This window comes from Agromyces sp. Marseille-Q5079 (genome assembly GCF_051016555.1).
GTDB lineage: Bacteria > Actinomycetota > Actinomycetes > Actinomycetales > Microbacteriaceae > Agromyces.
Genome location: NZ_JBPEJF010000001.1, coordinates 1 through 22350 on the forward strand (window position 1 = coordinate 1; position 22350 = coordinate 22350).

Genomic DNA, 22350 nt, shown 5'->3' on the forward strand with positions numbered 1-22350 from the left:
CGGGGAGGAGACCCAGTACGCGCCCGAGCGATTATTTCTTGGGGGGGGCGAGCATACCAAGGGCACCCGCCTCGTCTTGCGCATCGAGGCTCATTCGAGGCCCCCGCACGCCGTGATCTCGTACAGGCGGGCATCGCCGATCTCGCGCACGAGCTCCACGGAGTCGGACGCCGCGAGGTGGTCGAATCCGGTGAAGACGTGCTCGCCGCCGTGCACCTCGCGCGGGCCGAAGTCGAGCACGAAGCCGACGTTCTCGGCGTCGAGTGCGGCGCAGAGCGCCTGCCCCGCATCGGGTTCGTCGAGTTCGTCGTTGATGAGGACGACGTCGTCGGAGATGTCCATGAGCGTGTGGGGCATGAGCACTCGCCGGTCGCTGATCGCATATGCGAGTCCGGCACCGGTCCACGGGCTGCCGGCGACCGCGACATCCGCGGGCACGAACTCGGGAAGCTCCTGGAGGAGCTGGAGTTCATCGTCGCTCAGCAGTGGCGCCTTCTCGGAGGAGCGATAGCCCTTCGAGGCTCCGTCGATCGCGCCGTCGATGCTGCGGCCCTGCATCGAGAGCCCGAGCAGCACCACGGCGAGCACCGCGACGGATGCCTGCAGCACGCGTCCGCGGTTGCCGACGACCCGCGCGTACACGCGGGTCTCGAGGAGCTTCTCCCACAGGCTCGCGACGCCGATCGCGGCGAGCGGGACGATCGCGATGACGACGAGCGCCGCGAGGCGCGGCGTGTTGTTGTACCAGGAGGCGGTGATGAGGTTGCGGACGGTCGCGCTCGAGACGCCGGCGACGACGATGTAGAGGGATCCCGCCACGACGAGGAGCGACATGGCGACCCAGTCGGCCGCCCGCCGGCGGATCGCGGCGAACACGACGCCCGTGATCATCGCGATCGCGACGACCTCGGCGATCGGCGTGTGGTACATCGACACGGTGATCACCTCGCCGAGCGCCTGCCCTGCGAGGCCGATCGCCGGCCAGAGCGTCGCCTCGAGGGGTGGTCGCAGCACGCGGATCGCGACGAAGCCGACGAGGAGGTACACCGCGAAGCCGCCGATGGCGATGAGCCTGGACCGTGCCGCGATGCCCGACCTCAGGTATCGGATCAGGGCGATCACGACGATGGGCAGTGAGAAGGCGAGCCACGCCATGAAGGCGCCCGGGTGGGTGAGCGCGAGCGCCGGCAACGTGCCGGCGACGACGACGACCGACCACACCGGGTCGAGTCCGGTGGCCTCACGTCCGAGCCGGAAGAGGGCCACGGTGGCCGCGACCGCGGCGGGCACCAGTGCGACGGCCGCGTGGTACGGGTAGAGCACCCCGTAGTCGATGAGGAGGTACGGGAACGCGGGGATCGACGCGGCGGCGAGACCGGCGGCGATGGCGACGGCCGGCTTCGGCCCGCCGAGGACGCGCGCGAGCAGCACGATGCCGAGCGGCCAGGCCACCGCCGAGAACACGATCCACGTGGTGTTCACGGCGACCGGGATCGTGACCCCGGTCAGTTGCACGACGAGCGTCGCGACGTCGTGCCATCCGACCGGATAGAACCAGAGGGCGGCGGAGGTCATCGCACCGACATCGAGCGGGGAGCCGCTGCCGGTGTCGAGGATGAAGCGCACCGCGTTCAGGTGGTAGATGTTGTCGAATGTCTGGGAGATCGCGCCGGGCTCGCCGATGATCTGCACCGACCTGACGGCGATCAGGGCGGCCGCGAGCAGCACACCGATGCCGAAGGCCCAGGCTCCCGCCCGGCGCACGGCGGAGGGTGCTCCGGGGGACGTCGTGGCGGAATCCGATGCCGGCACGGCACCGCTCCGGCGCGAGACGGTCAGCCATCGCGCGCCCCAGAGCACGGCGGCGAGCACCAGCGTGAACAGCACCGCGGGGATCCACGACCAGGTCAGCCCGATGAACGGGGCGACGAGTGCGGCGAGGGAGAGCGCGGTCACCGAGAACGGGGCCGACAGGCCCCACATCCAGACGCCGCGAAGGCCGACCGCACGCGCGAGGAGCAATCCGGGCAGGACGATGATCGCCGTGGCGAGCGTCGCAGCCCACGCAAGATCGAACCACGTCATCTCAGGTCGCATCCCTTCACACGCTTCCGGAGATCGGCGGCGTCGGTGTCCAAGGATACCGCCAGCGTGGAGCCCCGAGCTGTCGCCGTACCGTGAGGCCGTCGGGGCGGCGCCGGTCGGGCGTGCGACGGCCGACATGGGACGATGGGTGGGTGACTCTCGACATCATGATGCCGTTCTACGGTCGCATCGACCACTTCAAGCTCGCGGTCGAGAGCGTGCTCGCCCAGACCGACCCCGACTGGCGTCTCGTGATCGTCGACGACGTCTACCCCGACCTGAGTGCCGGCGAGTGGGCCTCCGCGATCGACGACCCCCGCGTGACCTACATCCGCAACGAGACCAACCTGCGACCGAGCCGCAACTACCGCAAGTGCGTCGGCCTCATGGAGAACCCGTTCGCGGTGATCATGGGATGCGACGACGTCATGCTCCCCGGCTACGTCGCGCGCGTGAACGCCCTCGCCGCCCGATTCCCGAACGCCGCGGTGATCCAACCCGGCGTCGAGGTGATCGACTCCGACGGCGTGCTCCATCGGCCGCTCGCCGACCGGGTGAAGGCGTTGTACGAACCACGCGGCAGCGGCGTCCGCATCCTCGAGGGCCAGTCCATGGCGACGAGCCTGCTCCGCGGCAACTGGACCTACTTCCCGTCGCTCGCCTGGAATGTCGAGCGCCTGCGCCGGAACGAGTTCCGCACCGACCTCGACGTCGTGCAGGACCTCGCGATGCTCCTCGAGCTCGCGAAGGACGGCGGCTCCCTCGTGGTCGACGACGAGGTCGTGTTCCAGTACCGCCGGCACGCCGGCAGCGTCTCGGCCGTGACCGCGCCCGACGGGTCGAAGTTCGCCCAGGAGCGCGTCGTCTTCGGCGAGGCCGCGCGCGACCTGTCGGCGCTCGGCTGGAAGCGCGCCGCACGCGCTGCGCGCCTGCACCTGACCTCGCGCCTGCACGCGGCGGCCGACCTGCCGAAGGCCGTGCTCGCCCGCGATGCGAAGGGGTTCCGCAGCCTCACCAGGCACACGTTCGGTCCCGCCTGCGCCGACTGAGCCGGCGCAGGCGGCTCGGGTCAGTCGGCGGTGCCGCGGAGCGAGCGGTCCCAGGTGTCGGCCGAGGTGATCGACGGCAACGCGTCGCGGTACTGCTTCGACAGTGCGTCCCACTGCTTGCGGGTGCGCAGGTTGAGGCGCACCGCGTCGACGAGCTGCTTGCGGAACGTGCGGGTGTCGCGGACGTGCCACGTGGCCCCGGACCCCTCGGCGTTGCTGATGAGCACGCTGTCGTACCGGCTCACCTCGAACCAGCGGGCGTCCTGGTACGGCAGGTGGGCGGACGGCCGTTCTGCCGCATCCGCGGTCGGACGCCGCACGGCGTGACGCCACGACGTCTCGAGCAGCCACGAGAGCAGCCGGAGCCCGCGGGGCCCGGGATCGGGTCGTCCGGTCGCGACCTCGGGGATGTTGCGGGCGGCGAACTTCGGCATCTCGCGAGGGTCGCGGAGGAGCTTGGACTCCCGGTACTGCGCCCCCAGCGCGCGGACGCGCGGAAGCCGGTCGAGCATGTCGGCGTGCAATTGCGTCGGCCCCTCGAACACGTTGCGGATGGCCTCGTGCCGCATCGCGACCGTGTAGTAGTCCATCGTGAACAGGTTCTTGACGTCGATCGCGAGGTTCGCCCGCCACAGCTTGCCGCCCTTGGGGACGGGCGAGTGCAGGAGCGCGGCGACGAGCCGGTTGCGGGCGTGGAAGAACGCCTGCCAGTCGTGCGAGTCGTCCTTGTCGACCCACGAGACGTGCCAGACGGCGGCGCCGGGAAGGCTCACGGTCGGGTGGCCGTGCGAGCGCGCCCGCAGGGCGTACTCCGCGTCATCCCACTTGATGAAGACGGGGAGCGAGAGCCCGATCTCCTTCACGATCGAGATCGGGATGAGCGACATCCACCAGCCGTTGTAGTCGACGTCGAACCGGCGGTGCAGCCAATTGGTCTGCCGCAGGTTCGATTCGGCGAGGTCGTGCCGCGCCGGCGTGAACGGTCCCCACATGAAGGGCTGCCAGTGGATGCCCTCGGCGAAGGCGTGCAGCTTCGACTTGTCGTACATGTCGAACATGTGGCCGCCCACGATGGTGGGCTTCGTGCAGTGGTTCGCGAACACGATCGCCCGACGCAGGCTCTCGGGCTCGATCTCGACGTCGTCGTCGAGGAGGATGACGTAGTCGGAATCGCCGGCCTCGCTCGTCTCGAGCATGCCGCGCGAGAATCCGCCGGACCCTCCCACGTTGGCCTGCTCGATCACGCGCAACCGGTCGCCGAGGCGCTCGGAGGCCAGGGGGAAGCCGTCGTTCTCGAGGATGCGCTCACTGCCCTGGTCGACGACCAGCACGCGATCGATGAACGCCATGGCGTCGTCGTCGTCGCCGATCTCGGCGAGCAGCTTCGTGCAGTACGCGCCGCGGTTCAGCGTGGTGATCGAGACGGTCGCGGTGCCGTCGACGACGGGGCCCTCGCCGTCGAGCGCGAGCCAGTCGGCCTGCACGAGCGAGAGCGGCTCGTCGCCGGCGATGAGGTCGAACCACAGCCATCCGCCGTCGAGGAAGGAATTGAACGGCAGGACGAACTCGCTGGTGGCTGTGCCCGAGACCTCGACCCCATCGACCCGCTGGATCACGCCGCGCGCGTTCGAGCGGAAGACCACGACGCGCCCGGGTCCCTCGGTCTGCACGCGGAGGCGGGTGCCGGTCAGCGCGGTCCACGCGTTCCAGTAGCTCGCCGGGAAGGCGTTGAAGTACGCCGCGAGCGAGACCGTCTCGGATGCCGGGAGCCGGAGTCCTCGGCGTCCAGTCAACCAGCTCAGCCCGTTGCGGCTGGTGACCCTCGACGGACGGCGGTCGTGGCCCTCGAGGAAGAGGCCGCGGGCCTTCGCGAGCAGGTTGTCGTCGGTGTCGCCCGAGTAGGACCACGACCACGTCTCGGCGTCGAGGTAGAGCGGCAGCGCCTGCGGGTCGCCGTGCTCGGGGAAGATCACGCGCTGCAGCACGAGGGGATCGGTCGTCATGGGTTCCTTCGATCTCGAGATTCTGCGCACGTGGTCGGCGACGCCGGAGCGATCAGCCGAACGCCGGCTTCAGCTTGTTCTCGTACATCGACAGCGCGGACCCGATGGCCATGTGCATGTCGAGGTACTGGTAGGTGCCGAGGCGCCCGCCGAAGTGGACGCCCGACTCCGCCTTCGCCAGTTCGCGGTAGGCGAGCAGCTTCTCTCGGTCGGCCGGGGTGTTCACCGGGTAGTAGGGCTCGTCGTCGCGTTCGGCGAACCGCGAGTACTCGCGCATGATGATGGTCTTGTCGACGGGGTACTCCCGCTCTGGGTGGAAGTGCCGGAACTCGTGGATGCGCGTGTACGGCGTCTCCTCGTCGGCGTAGTTCATGACCGACGTGCCCTGGTAGTCGCCGATCGGGAGCACCTCGCGCTCGAAGTCGAGCGTGCGCCAGGCGAGCTCGCCCTCGGCGTAGTCGAAGTAGCGGTCGACCGGTCCGGTGTAGACGATCGGCACCTTGCCGACGAGCGCGCGCTTGTTGATCGGCTGCGACTCGTCGAAGAAGTCCGTCGAGAGCCGCACCTCGATGAGCGGATGATCGGCCATGCGCTCGATCCACGCGGTGTACCCGTCGACCGGGAGCCCCTCGTGCGCGTCGTTGAAGTAGCGATTGTCGTACGTGTAGCGCACGGGCAGGCGCGAGATGATCTCGGCGGGCAGCTCGCTCGGCGAGGTCTGCCACTGCTTGGCGGTGTAGTCGCGGATGAAGGCCTCGTAGAGCGGTCGCCCGATGAGCGAGATCGCCTTCTCCTCGAGGTTCGCGACGTCGGAGGAGTCGACCTCGGCCGCCTGCGTGGCCACGAGCTCGCGGGCCGCGGCAGGACCGTGCGCCGAGCGGAAGAACTGGTTGATCGTGCCGAGGTTGATCGGCAGCGGGAACACCTCGCCGCCGTGGGTCGTGTAGACCTTGTGCACGTAGTCGGTGAACGCGGTGAACCGGTTGACGTACTCCCACACGCTCGGGTTCGACGTGTGGAAGAGGTGCGCCCCGTAGACGTGCACCTCGATGCCGGTCTCGGGGTCGGCTTCGCTGTACGCGTTGCCGCCGATGTGATCGCGGCGATCGATGACCAGCACGCGCTTGCCCAGCTCGGCCGCGCATCGCTCGGCGATCGTCAGGCCGAAGAATCCCGACCCGACCACTACGAGATCGACGTCAGTCGTCACGGTTTCTCCCATTCGTTGGCGTCGGCCGCGCAGGCGCGGCCGACCTTCGATTGTACCCGGCGCGCCGTCCGGCGATCAGCGCTCGGCGAGCAGGCGCATGAGGTAGGTGCCGTATCCACTCTTCACGAGCGGAGCGGCGAGGGCCTCGAGCTGCGCGTCGTCGATCCATCCGGCACGCCAGGCGATCTCCTCGATGCAGCCGATCTTGAAGCCCTGTCGCTCCTCGATGACGCGCACGTAGTCGCTCGCCTGCATCATCGACTCGAAGGTGCCCGTGTCGAGCCACGCCGTGCCCCGGTCGAGCACCTGGACCTGCAGCCGGCCGCGCTCGAGGTAGCGCTCGTTGACGGTGCTGATCTCGAGCTCGCCGCGAGGGCTCGGCTCGACGCTCTTCGCGATGGCGACGACCTCGTTGTCGTAGAAGTAGAGGCCGGGCACCGCGTAGTTGCTCTTCGGGTGCTCGGGCTTCTCCTCGATGGACACCGCCCGGTTCGCCTCGTCGAACTCGACCACGCCGTAGGCGCGCGGGTTGCTCACGTGGTACGCGAAGATGAGCGCGCCATCGATGTCGGTGTTGCCCTGCAGCGCCGTGCCGAGGCCCGCCCCGTGGAAGATGTTGTCGCCGAGCACGAGCGCCACGCTCTCGTCGCCGATGAACTCCTCGCCGATGATGAAGGCCTGGGCGAGTCCGTCGGGCGAGGGCTGCACCGCGTACTCGAGCCGCATGCCCAGGCTCGATCCGTCGCCCAGGAGCGCCTTGAACTGCTCCGAGTACTCGGGCGTGGTGATGATCAGCACCTCGTCGATGCCGGCCATCATGAGCGTCGACAGCGGGTAGTAGATCATCGGCTTGTCGAAGATCGGCATCAACTGCTTGGAGATGCCCTTCGTGATCGGCCAGAGGCGCGTGCCGGATCCGCCGGCGAGGATGATGCCGCGCATCAGTTCTGGCCGCCGAGGCTCGCGTAGAACGCCTTCGCCTGCTCCCAGGTGGGCAGGAGTCCGGATGCCGCGGCCTCCTCGAGCCCGGGAGCCACCTCGTCCTTCGGCGACAGCAGCGGCGTGCCGGCCTCGGCCGGGAACTCGAGGGCGATCGCGGGGTCGAGCGGGTTGATGCCGTGCTCGCGCTCCGCGTTGAACGGCGCGCTCACGAGGTAGCTCACGGTGGCGTCGTCGGTCAGCGCGACGAAGCAGTGCCCGAGGCCCTCGGAGATGAAGATCGCGCGGCGGTCGACGTCGTCGAGCAGCACCGAGTCCCACTGGCCGAACGTCGGGGAACCGACGCGGATGTCGATCACGAAGTCGAGCACGGCGCCGTGCGTGGCCGTGACGTACTTCGCCTGGCTCGGGGCGATGTCGGCGAAGTGGATGCCGCGGACCACGCCGCGCTTGGACACCGACGTGTTCGACTGGAGGATCGGGAACCGTCGTCCGATCGCCTGCTCGAGGTGATCAGCCCGGAACCACTCGAGGAACACGCCCCGATCGTCGCCGAATTGCCTCGGGGTGATCTCGTAGCTGTCGGGGATCTTCAGTTCGCGGATCTGCACCGCAGGAGTCTACCAAGCGGGCATGCGCTCAGCCGCGGTTGCGCGGTCGCAGCGCGGCACCGACTCGACGCACCGGCGCGGTGAGGCGCCAGCTGGTGCTGGACTCGAGGTCGTCGATGCGCTGCTCGGCGGCCCTCAGCTGCTTCTGCGCGATGCCCAACTCGGGCACCGCCGCCGCGTAGCGGTCGGCATCCGCCCGGGCGAGCGCGGACGCGCTGATGCGCTGCCCGCGCTCGTGGTAGAACTCGCGGATCGCGTCGCCCTCGACCATTCCGGCCTCGATGAAGCGGCTCATGCGCTCGGGCACGTCGGGGCCGACTGCGAGGACGCCGAGGCCGTGCCCGTGCTCGAATCCGAACGACGGATACCGGTCGCGCACCTCCTCCCAGAACTTCCAGACGCCGAAGTCGGCCTTGTGCTCGGTCGTGTCGTGGCAGATGACGACACCGCGATCCGACACGTTCGGCAACCAGGACTCGAAGTCGTGCCAGACGTCCTCGTATCGGTGCCGACCGTCGATGTGGAGCAGGTCGACGCTGCCGTCGGGCGTCGGGCCGGCGAAGTCGTCGAAGTACCCGCGGTGCAGCTCGCCGATGCCGGCGTACAGCTCGGCGGTCGTCGCGGCGACCGAGTCGTAGACCGCCTGACCGTAGAATCCGGCGTGCTCGTCCCCCATCCAGCCGTCGGTCGCCGTCACCACGGTGTCGAGCCCCAGCCGCTTGACGGCCTCGCAGAATGCGAAGAACGAGAATCCGCGATGCGTGCCGAGCTCGACGATCGTGCGCGGTTCGAGCGCGTCGACGAGCCAGAAGGCGAACGGCGCATGCTGGAACCACGCCGATCCGACGAACCGCTCGGGCTCCCAGTACGACACGGCGCTGATCCATGGGTGTTCCCGCACGTGGGGCCCTCCTCGGTCTCGGGTGCTGCGACTTCTCGATCTCGCGCGAAGCGCTCAAGGTAGACTCTCGCAGGCAGCGCACGACCACAAGGAAGGCATTCATGAAGATCCTCGTCACCGGAGGCGCCGGGTTCATCGGCTCGAACTTCGTGCACTTCGTGCTGGCGAACACCGATCACTCGGTGACCGTCCTCGACAAGCTCACCTACGCCGGCAACCTCGCCTCCCTCGAGGGGCTCCCCGAGGACCGGTTCGCCTTCGTGCAGGGCGACATCGCCGACGCCGCCCTCGTCGGCGAACTCGTGCCGGCCCACGACGCGGTCGTCCACTACGCCGCCGAGAGCCACAACGACAACTCGCTGGACGACCCCCGGCCGTTCCTCGACACCAACATCATCGGCACCTACACGCTGATCGAGGCGGCACGCCGGCACGGCATCCGCTTCCACCACATCTCGACCGATGAGGTCTACGGCGACCTCGAACTCGACGACCCGGCCAGGTTCACCGAGCAGACGCCGTACAACCCGTCGAGCCCGTACTCGTCGACGAAGGCCGGCAGCGACCTGCTGGTCCGCGCCTGGGTGCGCTCGTTCGGACTCCAGGCGACGATCTCGAACTGCTCGAACAACTACGGGCCGTACCAGCACGTCGAGAAGTTCATCCCGCGACAGATCACCAACGTGCTCCGCGGCGAGCGTCCCAAGCTCTACGGCACGGGCGAGAACGTCCGCGACTGGATCCACGCGAACGACCACTCGTCGGCGGTGCTGACGATCCTCGAGCACGGCCGCATCGGCGAGACGTACCTGATCGGCGCCGACGGCGAGAAGAACAACAAGGACGTCGTCGAGCTGATCCTGACGGAGCTCGGGCAGCCCGCCGACGCCTACGACCTGGTGACCGACCGTCCCGGACACGACCTCCGCTACGCGATCGACTCCACGAAGCTGCGCACCGAGCTCGGGTGGACGCCGTCGTTCTCCGACTTCGCCGCCGGCCTGGCCGACACGATCGCCTGGTACCGCGACCACGAGAGCTGGTGGGCTCCGCAGAAGGACGCCACCGAGGCCCGCTACCAGGCGCAGGGACAGTAGTCGTGCGGGTGCTCATCACGGGTGCGTCGGGCATGCTCGGCCACGACCTGCAACGCGCGTTCGGCGACCGCGAGGTCACGGCGCTCGGTCGCGCCGAGCTCGACGTGACCGATGCCGCGGCGGTGCGCGATGCCGTCGCCGGCCACGACGTCGTGGTGAACGCCGCCGCGTACACGAAGGTCGACGACGCCGAGGCGCACGAGGCCGAGGCCTACGCGATCAACGCGACGGGACCCGCGAACCTCGCGGAAGCCGCCCTCGAACACGGCGCGAAGCTCGTCACCGTGTCGACGGACTACGTCTTCGACGGGTTCGCGACCGAGCCGTACGCCGAGGACCGTCCGCGTGATCCGATCAACGCGTACGGCCGCACCAAGGCGGCCGGCGAGGAACTGGCGCTCACGGCCCACCCCGACGGCACGTACGTCGTACGGACCGCCTGGCTGTACGGCGAGCACGGGCCGAACTTCGCCGCGACCATGCTCCGCATCGCCGCGCAGCGCGAGAACTGGACCGTCGTCGACGACCAGGTCGGCCAGCCGACCTGGACCCTCGACCTCGCGACGCGCATCCGCGAGATGCTCGATGCCGACGCCCCCGCCGGTATCTACCACGGCACGAACTCGGGCCGCACGAGCTGGTTCGGCTTCGCGCGCGCCGTGCTCGAGGAGGCGGGCCTCGACCCCGAGCGCATCCAGCCGACCACGAGCGCCGAGTTCGTGCGACCGGCGCCGCGACCGGCGTTCAGCGTGCTCGGGCACGACGCTTGGCAGGCCGCGGGCCTGCAGCCCATGCGCGACTGGCGGGCCGCACTGGCCGCATCCGGCATCGCCACGGCATCCTGAACGACCGGGGCCGCCGGGCCGGCCTCAGTGCTCGATGGTCGTGCCCGTGCCGCCGTTCGCGATGAAGCGGCGGTAGAGCGAGGTTCGCACGCGCTCGGGCACGAACCGGTAGACGCCGCGCACCGTGACGTTGCGCACGTACTGGCGCCGGGTCGTGAACCGGATGCCGCGGAGCGCGCGCTGCAGCGCGAGCTCGCTCCGCCATTGCGCCCGACCGCCCCGACGCGCGTACGCGCCCGCGCCGACGCGGTACATGACGAGCGGCTCGGCGAGGTTGCCGACCTTCGCGCCGCCGGCGATCATGCGCGCGAAGAGCCAGTAGTCCTCCATGAGGCCCATCGCCTGGTAGCCCCCGACGCGGTCGACGGCCGAGCGCCGGTACACCACGGTCGGATGGCTGAATGGGTCGTGGAAGCGGGCGTAGGCGACGATGTCGGCCGCATCCGTTCGCGGCACGCGCTTGCCGACGATGGAGCCGTCGTCGTCGAGGAACTCGAGCATGCCGGTGCCCACCAGGTCGAGGCCGCCCTCGACGAGGGGCACCTGCCTGGCGAAGCGCTCGGGCAGCGAGACGTCGTCGGCGTCCATGCGTGCGACGATGTCGTGCTCGCTGAGCGCGAGCCCCTCGGTCAGCGCGCGGGTGAGCCCGACGTTCTCGGCGATCACGTGGTGCACGGCCGGCACGGGGCATCCGGCGATCGCGGCCTCGATCGCCGCGGCGAGCTCGTCGTCCACGGGGCCGTCCTGGACGAGGACGACCTGGTCGGGCCGGCGGGTCTGCTGCATCACGCTCGAGGCGAACGCCTTCGTGAAGTGCGCGGCGTCATCGCCTCGGTAGACCGGCATGAGCAGCGCGAAGGGCTCGCCCATCAGCCCTCCACCGCGCGCACGGCGTCGCTGACGTCGCCGAGCCCCGCGAGGGCGGAGCTGTTCGGCCGCGGCCGGGTGCGGGTGCCGTCGCGGTAGCCGCGGGTCCACCCGTCGCGGAGCACCGCGCGGTCGGAGGACCGGACGAACGTGCGGATCCAACGGCGGACGCTGGAACCGCCGTAGACCGCTTTCTCGAAGCCCGAGAGGCTCTGCGAGCGGCGGAACATCCAGAGCTTGTTGCGCACCTCGTAGTAGAACCTCGGGCCGGGATCGGCATCGGTCGCCCCGAGCACCTTGGTCTTGTGCACGACGACGGAGGCCGGCACGTGCAGGCCTCGGCGGCCGCGCAGCACCCGCGTGGAGTACTCGAAGTCGTCGTTCCAGATGAAGTAGTCGGCGATCGGCAGCCCGACCTCGCGCACGACGTCGGCCCGTACGAGCATCGACACGAACGAGGTGCTGCGCACGGGGATGCCGCCGGCGCGCGCCGCGTCGAGTCGCTCGGCCTTGCCGACGAAGGGCTTGGCGCGGGGCGTGTTCATGGGGTGCTCGGCACCGTCGGTCCAGACGACGCGCGACCCCGCGGCGACGACGTCGGTACCGGCGACGGCGTCGAGCAGCGCCTCGAGAGCACCCTCGGTGGGCACGGTGTCGTCGTCCATGAGCCAGAGCCACTCGGCGTCGTGGCGCTCGAGCGCGACGGCCATTCCCGCGGCGAAGCCGCCGGCCCCGCCGGTGTTGCGCGACAGGCTCACGAGGTCGACGAGCTCGCCCGCGGCACGTGCCACCTCTGCGGTGTCGTCGGTGGAGGCGTTGTCGACCACGACGACCTTGGCGACGGGCGTGCGCTGGGCCGCGAGCGCATCGAGGACCTCGATGAGCAGGTCTCGGCGGTTGTAGGCAACGACGACCGCGACGACGCGCGCTGACTGCCGGTTCGGACTCATCTGACTCTCGTGGGGATCGGGGCGGGTGACATTCCATCTTGCCCTGCCCGCGCGCCGGGTGCCGACCATGGGGAGGGCTTCCCGTCGGATTCGCAGCGGCGCGACGGGTAGATTTGCAGGGTTGTCACGGAACGGATGAGGGAGACGCATGGCCACCACGCTCCGAATGGTCGTCGATCAGGTGATCGCCCCCGTGCCCGGGCCGCTCGGCGTGTACACGCAGGCACTCACCACGGCGCTCATCGCGAACGCGCCGGCCGGCTGCGAGGTCGAGGGCATCGTCTCCTCGTCCTCCGTCGCGGAGATCGAGCAGGTCGAGGCGATGTTCCCCGGCATGGCCCGTCTCTACAAGACCTCGCTCGCACGCCGCGAGCTCACGGCGGCATGGCAGCTCGGACTCACGACCTCCCCCGGCGGCGGCATGATCCACGCGCCCGGGCTCTTCGCGCCGCTGCGCCGGCACGACCGCACCGTGAGCGGCGACCAGGTCGTGGTGACACTGCACGACCTCGCCCCGTGGCGGCACCCCGAGGCGCTCACCCCGTCGTACGTCGCGTGGGCGAAGGCCATACTGAAGCGGGCCCGCCGCCACGCCGACGCGATCGTCGTGCCCACGCACGCGCTGGCCGAGCGCCTGGCCGAGATCGCCGATTTCGGCGACCGGGTGCGCGTGATCGGCACGGCCCCCCGCCCGGGCCTCGTCCGCCCGGCCGCGCTCGAGGCCTCGCTCCGCGCGACCCGGCTCGGCCTGCCGTCCGAGTACCTGGTGACCGGCGGCACGCTCGAACCCCGCGCGGGCGTCGTCGACCTGCTCGAGGCGCTCGGACGCCCCGGTGTGCCCGCGGTGCCGCTGGTCGTGCTCGGTCCGGCGACGTGGGGCGAGGTCCACCTCGCGAACGTCGCCGCTGAAGCCGGCGTCGATCCCCGCCTGGTGCGCGCGATCGAGTGCGACGACCCCGCCGACCTCGCGGTCGTGCTCTCGGGCGCGATCGCCGCCGTGGCTCCGGGCCACGACGACGGGGCCGCGACCGGGCTCATCGAGGCGTTCAGCCTCGGCGTGCCCGTCATCCACTCGACGACCCCGACCCACCTCGAGGTGGCGGCCGAATCCGGGCTCGCCGTCACGATCGGCTCGGGCGGGTACGCCGATCGCCTTGCGGCCGCCGTCACGTCCGTCGTCGAGCAGCCGGCGCTCGCCGAGCGGCTCTCCATCACGTCATCCGATCGCGCCCGCGCATTCAGCTGGCGGGACTCGGCCGAGCGCGTCTGGCAGCTGCACGCCGACCTCTGACGCCGACGCCCCGCCCACACGGAGCGTCGGGCGGGCGGCCGGTCGGCCGTGGCCGCACGCGAGCCGCTCGGCGCGCCGCAGTCGGGCCGTCAGGCGGCGCCCGCAGCGATCAGCCGGCGTCGGTCTCGGGTTCGGGCGTCGGCGGCGTGAGCGCGTCGTCGATGAGCTGCCGCACGTACTCGTAGTCGGGATCCTCGGCCGAGTCGACGCCGTTCTCGGGCGTCAGCGAGACCGTCGTGATCGGCAGTTCCTTGGTCTTCAGGCCGAGGTTCACGAAGTAGCCGAGCATCGACTGCGGGATGTCGGTCTTCACGGTGTCCGCGCCCGCCGCCGCGACGCCCTGGAACTTCGAGAGCACGTTCGCGGGCGTGAACTGCTGGAGGATCGCCGTCTCGAGGTTGTGCTGGCGCAGCATCCGCTCATAATCGCCGCCGGCCACGCCGTAGCGGGCCCGCCCATACCAGAGCGCGTGGTAGCCGTTGAGGTGCTGCTGACCGGGTTCGATCCAGCCGTCGACGCCGTTGTTGTCCTCGTCGCCGCCGATCGGGATGCGGGTCTCGACGGTGATGTCGACGCCGCCGAGCGCATCGATGAGCTGCTCGAAGCCCTGCATGTCGATGAGCACGTAGTACTGGATCGTGAGCCCCGTGATGCCCTCGGCGGCATCGCGCATGCCCTCGATGCCGGGTTCGCTGCCCTCGGCGACGGCGTTCGGGTACATGTCGGGCGACTTCAGCTCGACCTCGGTGTAGATCGAGTTGAGCTGGCAGACGTCGACCTCGCAGCCGTCGATGGAGCCGTACCCCTCGGGGTAGACCTGGTACAGCGGCGAGTCCTCGGGGAACGGCACGTCGATGAAGTCGCGGGGCAGTCCGATGGTGACGGCCTGACCGGTCTCGGCGTCGATGCTCACGACGCTCATGCTGTCGGGCCGCATGCCGTCGCGATCAGGCCCGGCGTCGCCGCCGAGCAGGAGGATGTTGTATCGGCCGTCGACCGGCGGTTCGCTGGGACCGGCGACGAACACCGACGACAGGAACCCGCTCGTCGTCGTGGCGAACCACGCGCCGTACGCGGCGCCGCCCGAGACCACGACCATGACGGCGACCGACAGCAGCGCGACCCACGCCCTGGCCGACGGCGCCGTCTTCACGAGCCGCACGAGCCGCAGCGTGTCGAGCGTCAGGACGATCCAGAGCACGGCGTAGAAGAGCAGCAGCGCCGCGATGATCCAGAGCGTGATGCTCGTGGAGAGCACGGTGTACAGCACGGTCGGCCAGATGAGCCAGACCACGAACGCGAGCACCGCGAGCGTCCAGAGCGTCAGGGTGGCGCCGAGGCCGAACCGGCCGAGCCGTCGATCGCCCGCGAGCACCTGCGCGGAACCGGGGACGAGGAGGTTCAGCGCGACGAGCCACCACGCACGACGGGTCATGACCGTGCGCGAGGCGGCATCGGGGAACCGGATCGGGCTTGCGGCGATGGTCATCGGGTCGACTTCAACCGTTCGTTCTTCTCCTCGACGAGGACGGCGAGGGCGTCGGCGTAGGCCGCGAGGGCGTCGGCGAGCGCGGGGTCGGATGCCCCGAGCACTCGGACCGCGTAGAGGCCGGCGTTCTTCGCCCCGCCGATGGCCATCGTCGCGACGGGGATGCCGCCGGGCATCTGCACGATCGAGAGCAGCGAGTCGAGCCCGTCGAGGCGGGAGAGCGGCACCGGGACGCCGATGACGGGCAGGGTGGTCACGGAGGCGAGCATGCCGGGCAGGTGCGCGGCGCCGCCGGCTCCGGCGATGATGACCTTGAGCCCTCGGCCGGCGGCCGCCTTGCCGTAGGCGATCATCTTCTCGGGCGTGCGGTGCGCGGAGAGCACCTCGACCTCGTGGTCGATGCCGAACTCATCGAGCACGGCGGATGCCTCGCGCATCACGTTCCAGTCGGAGTCGGATCCCATCACGACGCCCACGAGCGGGCCGGTTGCTGCAGTCACTCGACGATCTTAGGATGCCGGGCTGGCAGATCGCCGCAGATCGCCCGGGGTGGCCGGGGTGGCCGCACCGACGGCGCGGCGCGGACGCGTCAGTCCTGGAACGCCGCCGCGGCCGCGCGCGCCTCGTAGACGACCTGGTCGAGGTCGTCTCCGACGGCCGTGACGTGGCCGACCTTGCGGCCGGGGCGCGGCGACTTGCCGTAGTTGTGCAGCTTCACGGTGGGGTGCTCGGCGAGCGCGCGCTCGTACCGGTCGGCGAGCGATCCCTCGACGGGGCCGCCGAGGACGTTGACCATGACGGACCAGTCGCCGTGCGTGCCGGTGCCGCCGAGCGGAAGGTCGAGGACGGCCCGCAGGTGCTGTTCGAACTGTCCGGTGGTCGAGCCGTCCATCGACCAGTGCCCGCTGTTGTGCGGGCGCATCGCGAGCTCGTTCACGAGGATGCGCTCGTCGGTCGTCTCGAAGAGCTCGACCGCCATCACGCCCGTGACGCCCAGTCCTTCGGCGACGGCGAAGGCGATCTCGGCCGCGACGTCGGACATGCGCCCCGCCGAATGCGGCGCCGGGGCGATGACCTCGCTGCAGACGCCCCCGACCTGGACGGTCTCGACGAGCGGCCACGCGACGGTCTCGCCGGAGGGACGCCGGGCGACGAGCTGGGCGAGTTCGCGTCGGAAGTCGACGAGCTCCTCGACGAGCAGCGCTCCCCCGCGGCCGTCCTCGGCGACGGTGGCGAACCACTCGTGCACCTCGGCGGCGGAGCGCACCACGCGCACGCCCTTGCCGTCGTAGCCGCCGCGGGGCGTCTTCACGACCGCCGAGCCGCCGTGCGCGTCGATGAAGTCGTCGAGCTCGGCGGTCGTCTCGACCCGCGCCCAGTCGGGAACGGGGAGTCCGAGCTCGGACAGCCGCTCGCGCATGAGCAGCTTGTCTTGAGCGAAGCGCAGCGGGTCGGGCCCGGGATGCACGGCGATGCCGGCGTCGACGAGCCCGCGCAGCACGTCTTGGGGCACGTGCTCGTGGTCGAAGGTGATCACGTCGACCTCGCGCGCGAACGCGAGCACGGTGTCGAGGTCGGTGTAGTCGCCGACCCGGTCGGCGGCGATCGCCGCGGACATGCCGTCGGCCTCGGCCAGCACGCGGATGTCGACCCCGAGCTCGATGGCCGCGGGGATCATCATCCTGGCGAGCTGTCCGCCGCCGATCACTCCGACTCGCACGCGGTCTGCTCCTTCTGCTCGGATGGATTCGACCCGCGAACCGAGCCGGGCCGCGATCGCGGCGTCATCCGTTCAGTCTAGGCGCGATCCCACGGCATAGGATGTGGCGGTGTCCAGCCGAACGACGAGCAGCGAGCGTTCCACGGGCCTGCTCGCCCGCGCCTGGGAGGGCCTGTTCGCCTATCTGCTGAAGTTCGGCGTCGTCGGACTCATCGGCCTCGTGATCGACGTCGTGCTCTTCAACCTGCTGCGCCTCGGCGTGTTCGGCGACGACCACTGGGCGCAGTCGGCGCTCGGCGCCAAGACGATCTCGACGAGCGTCGCGATCATCTTCAACTGGCTCGGCAACCGGTACTGGACCTTCCGCGACCACCGCCGGCGCAACTACGTGCGCGAGTTCGGCGAATACGTCATCGTCTCGGTCGGCGGCATGGCCATCTCACTCGGCTGCCTGTGGCTCAGCCACCACTGGCTCGGCTTCACCAGCCTCCTGGCCGACAACATCGCGTCGAACGTGGTCGGGCTCGCGCTCGGCACGGCCTTCCGGTTCCTGCTCTACCGGTACTGGGTCTACGGACACCACCGCGCCGACGGACTCTCGAACCTCGACCGGGTCGAGGAGGCGCAGCGGGCGATCTTCGAGGAGCCCGGCGACGCCGGGGGCGCCGCCGCGGATCAGACCTCGGCGGCCTGACCGCCGGCGGGCTGGAACCACGGCGGGTAGACGGCGACCCGCGTCGTGAGGCCGACGGCGTCGAGCGCGGTCTTGACCCGGTCGCGCACGCGGTCGTTCGCGACGGCGATCAGGCGGACCCGCTCGATCGGCAGGCATTCGCGCACGAGGAACTCGGCGCCGAGCAGCTGGGCGCCCTCGTCGTCGCGGTGCAGGCGGCGGAGCGAGCGCAGCACGTCGGGCCAGTCGGAGGCCGAGACCGAACCGGTGGCGGCGACATCCGTCTCGGTGATCGCGACCGTGCCGACGACGTCGGTGCGGGGACCGACCGCGGCGGCCACGTCGGTGACGAAGAGCACGTGGTCGGATGCCGGGCGCGAGATCGCGGTCTCGGCGAGGCGCGGATCGGGCGAGCCGGTGCGCAGGGACTCCCAGAGGTGCGCGTCGGTCGACAACAGGAAGGGCACGTAGTCGGCGACGACCTGGTCGGTGCCCTCGACGGGGGCCGCGCGGCGGAACTCGCGGGCCGCGGGGGCGGCGACGTCGACCTCGGGGTTCGCGCCCGCGGCATCCGCGAGGATCGCGCCCTCGCCGAGGATGGACGCGAGGTTCTCGACGTGCGTCACGTGGTAGATGCGCACGGCCTTCGGGTCGACCGGCGCGAGCTCGGCCTGGACGCCACGTGTGCCGGCGACGCGGGCCGGTGCACGGCGGGTGCGGGTGACGGTGCCGCCGATGCCGATGGAGGAGCGCGGCGCGCGCACCGTGGCGACCACCGGCTTGGGGGCGGGCTCGGGGGGCGGGAAGCACGTCGCGCACATCCCGGCTTCGAAACCGTGCCTGCATTCGTCCACGGGAGACCTCCATAGCGCTGCTCGAGCTCGGGGGCGCGCGAGTCAGACGTTCTACGTTACGCCCCGAAACCGAGTGCGGCGTGCGAACCGGCTGCAGGAGGGCCGTACGGCGGGCTCAGCGACCGCCCCAGGCGACCGTGTCGCCCTCGGATGACGCGCGTGAGGCCCGTCGGTGCTCGACCGCTGCCGGGCTCGACGGATCCATGAGCTCCTGGAGCGCCGCCTGCACGAGTTCGGCCCGCGGCGCGTCGGTGATGACGAGGTCGCGGTCGTGGCCGGTGCGGATGACGACGTCGCCGGAGCCGAACATCGCCTGCATCCACCCGGCGCGCACCTCGACATCGGTGCCACGGCTGTTCAGCAGTTCGCGCCGCACACGCGAGAACACGCCGTGCCGCAGGATCACGCGCCTCGTGGTGATGGTCGTGCGGCGCGTCAACCAGGCGAGGTAGGGCAGCACGCAGCCGAGCAGCACCAGGACCGCGGCTGCGGCGAGCGCCGCGGTCACCTGCCACGCCTCCTCGAGCACGCCGACGGCGTACGTGCACGCCCCCGCGACGACGACGAGCAGCACCGCCGGCAGCACGAGCACGCGCGCATGGCGGCGGATGCGGGCGACGACGCGCTCGGGGACGGTCGGCATCACGGCGCCGACCGGCAGCCCTGAGGTCGCGCCGGGCGGGCCCGCGGCGGCCGGCTGCCGCGACGACGGCGGCACCGCGCGAGCGGGCGCGGGAACCCCCGACTTCGCGGCCCGCTTCGCCGCTCGCGTCTCGGCACCCCTCGTCATACGCCCATTAATACCTCAGGTGCGTGACATCCCCCGCGGCGACAGCCTGCTCCTCACCGTTCTCCCGGTCTCGGACCACGAGCCGCCCGTCTGCGTCGATGCGCTCGGCGGTTCCGATCAGCTCGTGATCTCCGGGCAGTTCGACGCGGACCTCGGAGCCGAGCGTGCCGCAGAGCGCGGAGACGGCCTCGGCGATGCCGGAGGCATCCGGGTCGCCGCCATGTGCCGTGAACGCGTCGAACAGCCGTCCGAACGTCGCGAGGTAATCGGCGAGCACCGCGTCGGCGTCGGGCTGGACGCCCGTCGCGAGCAGCAGCGAGGTCGAGGTCAGCGTGGGCAGGTCATGCTCGTCGAGGGTCAGGTTGAGCCCGGCGCCGACGATGACGGCACCGCTCTCCGGCAGCAGTTCCGAGAGGATGCCGCACACCTTGAAGCCCGACACGAGCACGTCGTTCGGCCACTTCAGCCGCACCTCGACGCCGCCGCTGAGGTCGTCGGGGTCATCGGGCTCGGCCGGCACGGCCGCCTCGACCGCGCGCGTCACGGCCTCGGTCATCGCGGCACCGGCGATCAGCGGGATCCACCCGTACGCGTCGACGGGCAGCACCGGCACCCCGGCCCCGCCCGGTCGAAGCAGCACCGAGATCGCGAGGGTCTTGCCGGTCGGTGCGAGCCAGGTGCGGCCGAGCCGACCGCGACCGCGCGTCTGGTCGTCGGTCACGAGCACCGACCCGTGCGTCCAGCCGGCGGCATCCGCCCCGGTCGCGGCCTCGCGGAGCAGGTCGTTCGTCGAGGTCGCGGTGTCGAGGAACTCGAGGCGGGGCGCGACCGCGCGTGACTTCGGAAGGTCCATGCCGACAGTCTCCCGCAGGCCACCCGGGGGAAGACACCATTGCACGGCCGCGATTTGTAGGAATCCGTCAACGAACTGCGCCGGATGCGCGCCGGTAGAGTGAAACGCGTGACCGATGCGACTGACGGCCCCGACCTGACCACCACGGCGGGCAAGCTCGCCGACCTCAAGCTGCGCTACCACGAAGCCGTGACCGCCAGCGGCGAGGCGGCGATCGAGAAGCAGCATGCCAAGGGCAAGATGACCGCCCGCGAGCGCATCGCTGAGCTGCTCGACCCCGGCTCGTTCGTCGAGCTCGACGAGTTCGTGCGGCACCGCACCCACGCGTTCGGCATGGAGGCCAAGCGGCCCTACGGCGACGCGGTCGTCACCGGCACCGGCACCATCCACGGGCGCCAGGTCGCCGTGTACTCGCAGGACTTCACCATCTTCGGCGGGTCGCTCGGCGAAGTCGCCGGCGAGAAGATCATCAAGGTCATGGACCTCGCGATCAAGACGGGCGTGCCCATCATCGGCATCCTCGACTCGGGCGGCGCGCGCATCCAGGAGGGCGTGGTCGCACTCGGCAAGTACGGCGAGATCTTCCGTCGCAACACCGCCGCATCCGGCGTCATCCCGCAGATCTCGATCGTCTGCGGTCCCGCCGCCGGCGGCGCGGTGTACTCCCCCGCCCTCACCGACTTCGTGATCATGGTCGACAAGACCAGCCAGATGTTCGTGACGGGCCCCGACGTCATCAAGACCGTCACCGGCGAGGACGTCGGCATGGAGGAGCTCGGCGGCGCGCTCACCCACAACTCGGTCTCGGGCGTCGCGCACTACCTCGCGAGCGACGAGTCCGACGCGCTCGACTACGCACGCGCGCTCATCTCGTTCCTGCCCGACAACAACATGACGGATGCCCCGGTCTACGACACCGAGGCCCAGCTCGAGGTCACCGATGAAGACCTCCGGCTCAACACGGTGATCCCCGATTCGCCGAACCAGCCGTACGACATGCACACGGTCATCGAGGGCGTCGTCGATCACGGCGACTTCCTCGAGGTGCAGCCGCTGTTCGCCCCGAACATCATCATCGGGTTCGCCCGTGTCGAGGGTCGGTCCGTGGGCATCATCGCGAACCAGCCGAACCAGATGGCGGGCACGCTGAACATCGCCGCCGGCGAGAAGGCGAGCCGCTTCGTGCGGTTCTGCGACGCGTTCTCGATCCCCATCCTCACGCTCGTCGACGTTCCCGGATACCTCCCCGGCACCGAGCAGGAGTGGACCGGTGTCATCCGACGCGGCGCGAAGCTCCTCTACGCGTACGCCGAGGCGACCGTTCCGCTGATCACCGTCATCACCCGCAAGGCCTACGGCGGCGCCTACATCGTCATGGGCTCCAAGCAGCTCGGTGCCGACATCAACCTCGCCTGGCCCACCGCCGAGATCGCCGTCATGGGTGGTCAGGGCGCCGTCAACATCCTGTACCGCGCCGAGATCAAGGCGGCAGAGAACGCCGGCGAAGACGTCGCCGCGGTGCGCACGAAGCTCGCGAACGAGTACACCTACAACGTGGCGTCGCCGTTCCTCGCGGCCGAGCGCGGCGAGCTCGACGGGGTCATCGAACCGGCCGCCACACGCGTCGCGATCCTCAAGGCGCTGCGCTCGCTCCGCACGAAGCGCGCGAGCCTGCCGCCCAAGAAGCACGGGAACATCCCGCTGTAGGCGGTCGCCATGAGTACACGAGACGAACCCACCCCCGAAGCGGATGCCGCGGCCACGGCCGCCGCGATCCGGTTCATCACCCGCGACGTCAGCGACGAGGAGGCCGCGGCCGTCACCGCGGTGCTCGTCTCCGCGCTCGCCGCGCAGGCCGACGAAGCGGTGCCGATCGATCCCCGACGTGGCGCGTGGGTGCGCAGCTCGGGGTCCGTCAGCTCCTTCGACCCCAGGGGCGCACGATGGGATCGCGGCGGCGCCTGAGCAGGTGTCCCCCGAAATGCTGACTATGCCGACCCGCCGTCGTGTATGAGCATTGTTTGTGCAGGCTCCCTCAGGGAGCTGCCACCCTCGCCGGTCGGGTAACCGGCGAGTGGTTGGGGGCGAGTCAGGGCGATATTCGGGTTGTCGCCGTGACTCGG

21 protein-coding genes are annotated in these 22350 nt (G+C 70.4%); 7 read left to right on the forward strand and 14 right to left on the reverse strand.

Annotation, left to right across the window (positions count from 1 at the left end; all coding sequences use genetic code 11):
- Positions 1-90 precede the first annotated feature (90 nt).
- Positions 91-2085, reverse strand: coding sequence for a DUF6541 family protein (locus tag ACR3IO_RS00005; RefSeq protein ID WP_434069125.1), 1995 nt, complete (start codon positions 2083-2085; stop codon positions 91-93).
- A 152-nt stretch (positions 2086-2237) separates the two neighbouring features.
- On the opposite strand from ACR3IO_RS00005, the gene ACR3IO_RS00010 reads away from it, so the two are divergent.
- Entirely contained in the window at positions 2238-3134 is an 897-nt protein-coding gene (locus ACR3IO_RS00010) for a glycosyltransferase family 2 protein (RefSeq protein WP_434069126.1), read from the forward strand.
- Positions 3135-3154: 20 nt separating this feature from the next.
- On the opposite strand, the gene ACR3IO_RS00015 is transcribed toward ACR3IO_RS00010, so the two are convergent.
- The 5 genes from ACR3IO_RS00015 to ACR3IO_RS00035 all read right to left on the reverse strand — a co-directional run bounded on the left by ACR3IO_RS00015 (position 3155) and on the right by ACR3IO_RS00035 (position 8798).
- Entirely contained in the window at positions 3155-5137 is a 1983-nt protein-coding gene (locus tag ACR3IO_RS00015; protein ID WP_434069127.1) for a glycosyltransferase, read from the reverse strand.
- Positions 5138-5189: 52 nt separating this feature from the next.
- A complete protein-coding gene (gene glf, locus ACR3IO_RS00020) occupies positions 5190-6347 on the reverse strand; it encodes a UDP-galactopyranose mutase (protein ID WP_434069128.1) in 1158 nt (385 codons plus the stop codon).
- A gap of 75 nt (positions 6348-6422) precedes the next feature.
- Complete coding sequence (gene rfbA / locus ACR3IO_RS00025) at positions 6423-7289, reverse strand: glucose-1-phosphate thymidylyltransferase RfbA (protein ID WP_434069129.1); 867 nt, start codon at positions 7287-7289, stop codon at positions 6423-6425.
- Positions 7289-7897 (reverse strand): dTDP-4-dehydrorhamnose 3,5-epimerase family protein, encoded by a 609-nt coding sequence (locus ACR3IO_RS00030; RefSeq protein ID WP_434069130.1) that lies wholly within the window; start codon positions 7895-7897, stop codon positions 7289-7291. The genes rfbA and ACR3IO_RS00030 overlap by 1 nt, the downstream gene beginning before the upstream one ends.
- 28 nt (positions 7898-7925) lie before the next feature.
- Complete coding sequence (locus ACR3IO_RS00035) at positions 7926-8798, reverse strand: class I SAM-dependent methyltransferase (RefSeq protein ID WP_434069131.1); 873 nt, start codon at positions 8796-8798, stop codon at positions 7926-7928.
- Between the two features lie 101 nt (positions 8799-8899).
- Here ACR3IO_RS00035 and rfbB point away from each other — a divergent pair, with 101 nt between their 5' ends.
- Together rfbB and rfbD are read left to right on the forward strand one after the other, a co-directional pair.
- Positions 8900-9895: a dTDP-glucose 4,6-dehydratase gene (gene rfbB / locus ACR3IO_RS00040; RefSeq protein ID WP_434069132.1), complete on the forward strand. Its 996-nt coding sequence runs from the start codon at positions 8900-8902 to the stop codon at positions 9893-9895.
- Between the two features lie 2 nt (positions 9896-9897).
- Positions 9898-10740, forward strand: coding sequence for a dTDP-4-dehydrorhamnose reductase (rfbD, locus tag ACR3IO_RS00045; protein WP_434069133.1), 843 nt, complete (start codon positions 9898-9900; stop codon positions 10738-10740).
- Between the two features lie 24 nt (positions 10741-10764).
- On the opposite strand, the gene ACR3IO_RS00050 is transcribed toward rfbD, so the two are convergent.
- Together ACR3IO_RS00050 and ACR3IO_RS00055 are read right to left on the reverse strand one after the other, a co-directional pair.
- The gene (locus tag ACR3IO_RS00050) at positions 10765-11610 is read right to left on the reverse strand and encodes a glycosyltransferase (protein ID WP_434069134.1); all 846 of its coding nucleotides are present in this window, start codon (positions 11608-11610) and stop codon (positions 10765-10767) included.
- Complete coding sequence (locus ACR3IO_RS00055) at positions 11610-12557, reverse strand: glycosyltransferase (RefSeq protein WP_434069135.1); 948 nt, start codon at positions 12555-12557, stop codon at positions 11610-11612. The genes ACR3IO_RS00050 and ACR3IO_RS00055 overlap by 1 nt, the downstream gene beginning before the upstream one ends.
- A gap of 148 nt (positions 12558-12705) precedes the next feature.
- Between ACR3IO_RS00055 and ACR3IO_RS00060 the strand changes: the two genes are divergently transcribed.
- Positions 12706-13848: a glycosyltransferase gene (locus tag ACR3IO_RS00060; protein ID WP_434069136.1), complete on the forward strand. Its 1143-nt coding sequence runs from the start codon at positions 12706-12708 to the stop codon at positions 13846-13848.
- A 109-nt stretch (positions 13849-13957) separates the two neighbouring features.
- Here the strand turns inward: ACR3IO_RS00060 and ACR3IO_RS00065 are convergent, their stop codons facing one another.
- The 3 genes from ACR3IO_RS00065 to ACR3IO_RS00075 form a co-directional block, all read right to left on the reverse strand.
- Entirely contained in the window at positions 13958-15337 is a 1380-nt protein-coding gene (locus tag ACR3IO_RS00065) for an LCP family protein (RefSeq protein ID WP_434069137.1), read from the reverse strand.
- Positions 15334-15801 (reverse strand): 5-(carboxyamino)imidazole ribonucleotide mutase, encoded by a 468-nt coding sequence (gene purE, locus ACR3IO_RS00070; protein ID WP_434069818.1) that lies wholly within the window; start codon positions 15799-15801, stop codon positions 15334-15336. Before purE ends, ACR3IO_RS00065 begins: the two co-directional genes overlap by 4 nt.
- A 125-nt stretch (positions 15802-15926) precedes the next feature.
- A complete protein-coding gene (locus ACR3IO_RS00075; protein ID WP_434069138.1) occupies positions 15927-17057 on the reverse strand; it encodes a 5-(carboxyamino)imidazole ribonucleotide synthase in 1131 nt (376 codons plus the stop codon).
- A gap of 109 nt (positions 17058-17166) precedes the next feature.
- Between ACR3IO_RS00075 and ACR3IO_RS00080 the strand changes: the two genes are divergently transcribed.
- Positions 17167-17751 (forward strand): GtrA family protein, encoded by a 585-nt coding sequence (locus ACR3IO_RS00080; protein ID WP_434069139.1) that lies wholly within the window; start codon positions 17167-17169, stop codon positions 17749-17751.
- On the opposite strand, the gene ACR3IO_RS00085 is transcribed toward ACR3IO_RS00080, so the two are convergent.
- The 3 genes from ACR3IO_RS00085 to ACR3IO_RS00095 form a co-directional block, all read right to left on the reverse strand.
- Positions 17733-18551 (reverse strand): DarT ssDNA thymidine ADP-ribosyltransferase family protein, encoded by an 819-nt coding sequence (locus ACR3IO_RS00085; protein WP_434069140.1) that lies wholly within the window; start codon positions 18549-18551, stop codon positions 17733-17735. The genes ACR3IO_RS00080 and ACR3IO_RS00085 overlap by 19 nt on opposite strands.
- Positions 18552-18699: 148 nt before the next feature.
- Positions 18700-19374 carry a PH domain-containing protein gene (locus ACR3IO_RS00090; protein WP_434069141.1) on the reverse strand — a complete coding sequence of 225 codons (675 nt, stop codon included), beginning with the start codon at positions 19372-19374 and terminating at the stop codon, positions 18700-18702.
- 7 nt (positions 19375-19381) lie between these two features.
- Positions 19382-20227, reverse strand: a complete 846-nt coding sequence (locus ACR3IO_RS00095; protein ID WP_434069142.1) for a biotin--[acetyl-CoA-carboxylase] ligase — start codon at positions 20225-20227, stop codon at positions 19382-19384.
- 84 nt (positions 20228-20311) lie between these two features.
- Here ACR3IO_RS00095 and ACR3IO_RS00100 point away from each other — a divergent pair, with 84 nt between their 5' ends.
- Together ACR3IO_RS00100 and ACR3IO_RS00105 are read left to right on the forward strand one after the other, a co-directional pair.
- The gene (locus tag ACR3IO_RS00100) at positions 20312-21934 is read left to right on the forward strand and encodes an acyl-CoA carboxylase subunit beta (RefSeq protein WP_434069143.1); all 1623 of its coding nucleotides are present in this window, start codon (positions 20312-20314) and stop codon (positions 21932-21934) included.
- Between the two features lie 9 nt (positions 21935-21943).
- Entirely contained in the window at positions 21944-22192 is a 249-nt protein-coding gene (locus tag ACR3IO_RS00105) for an acyl-CoA carboxylase epsilon subunit (RefSeq protein WP_434069144.1), read from the forward strand.
- Positions 22193-22350: the final 158 nt, after the last annotated feature.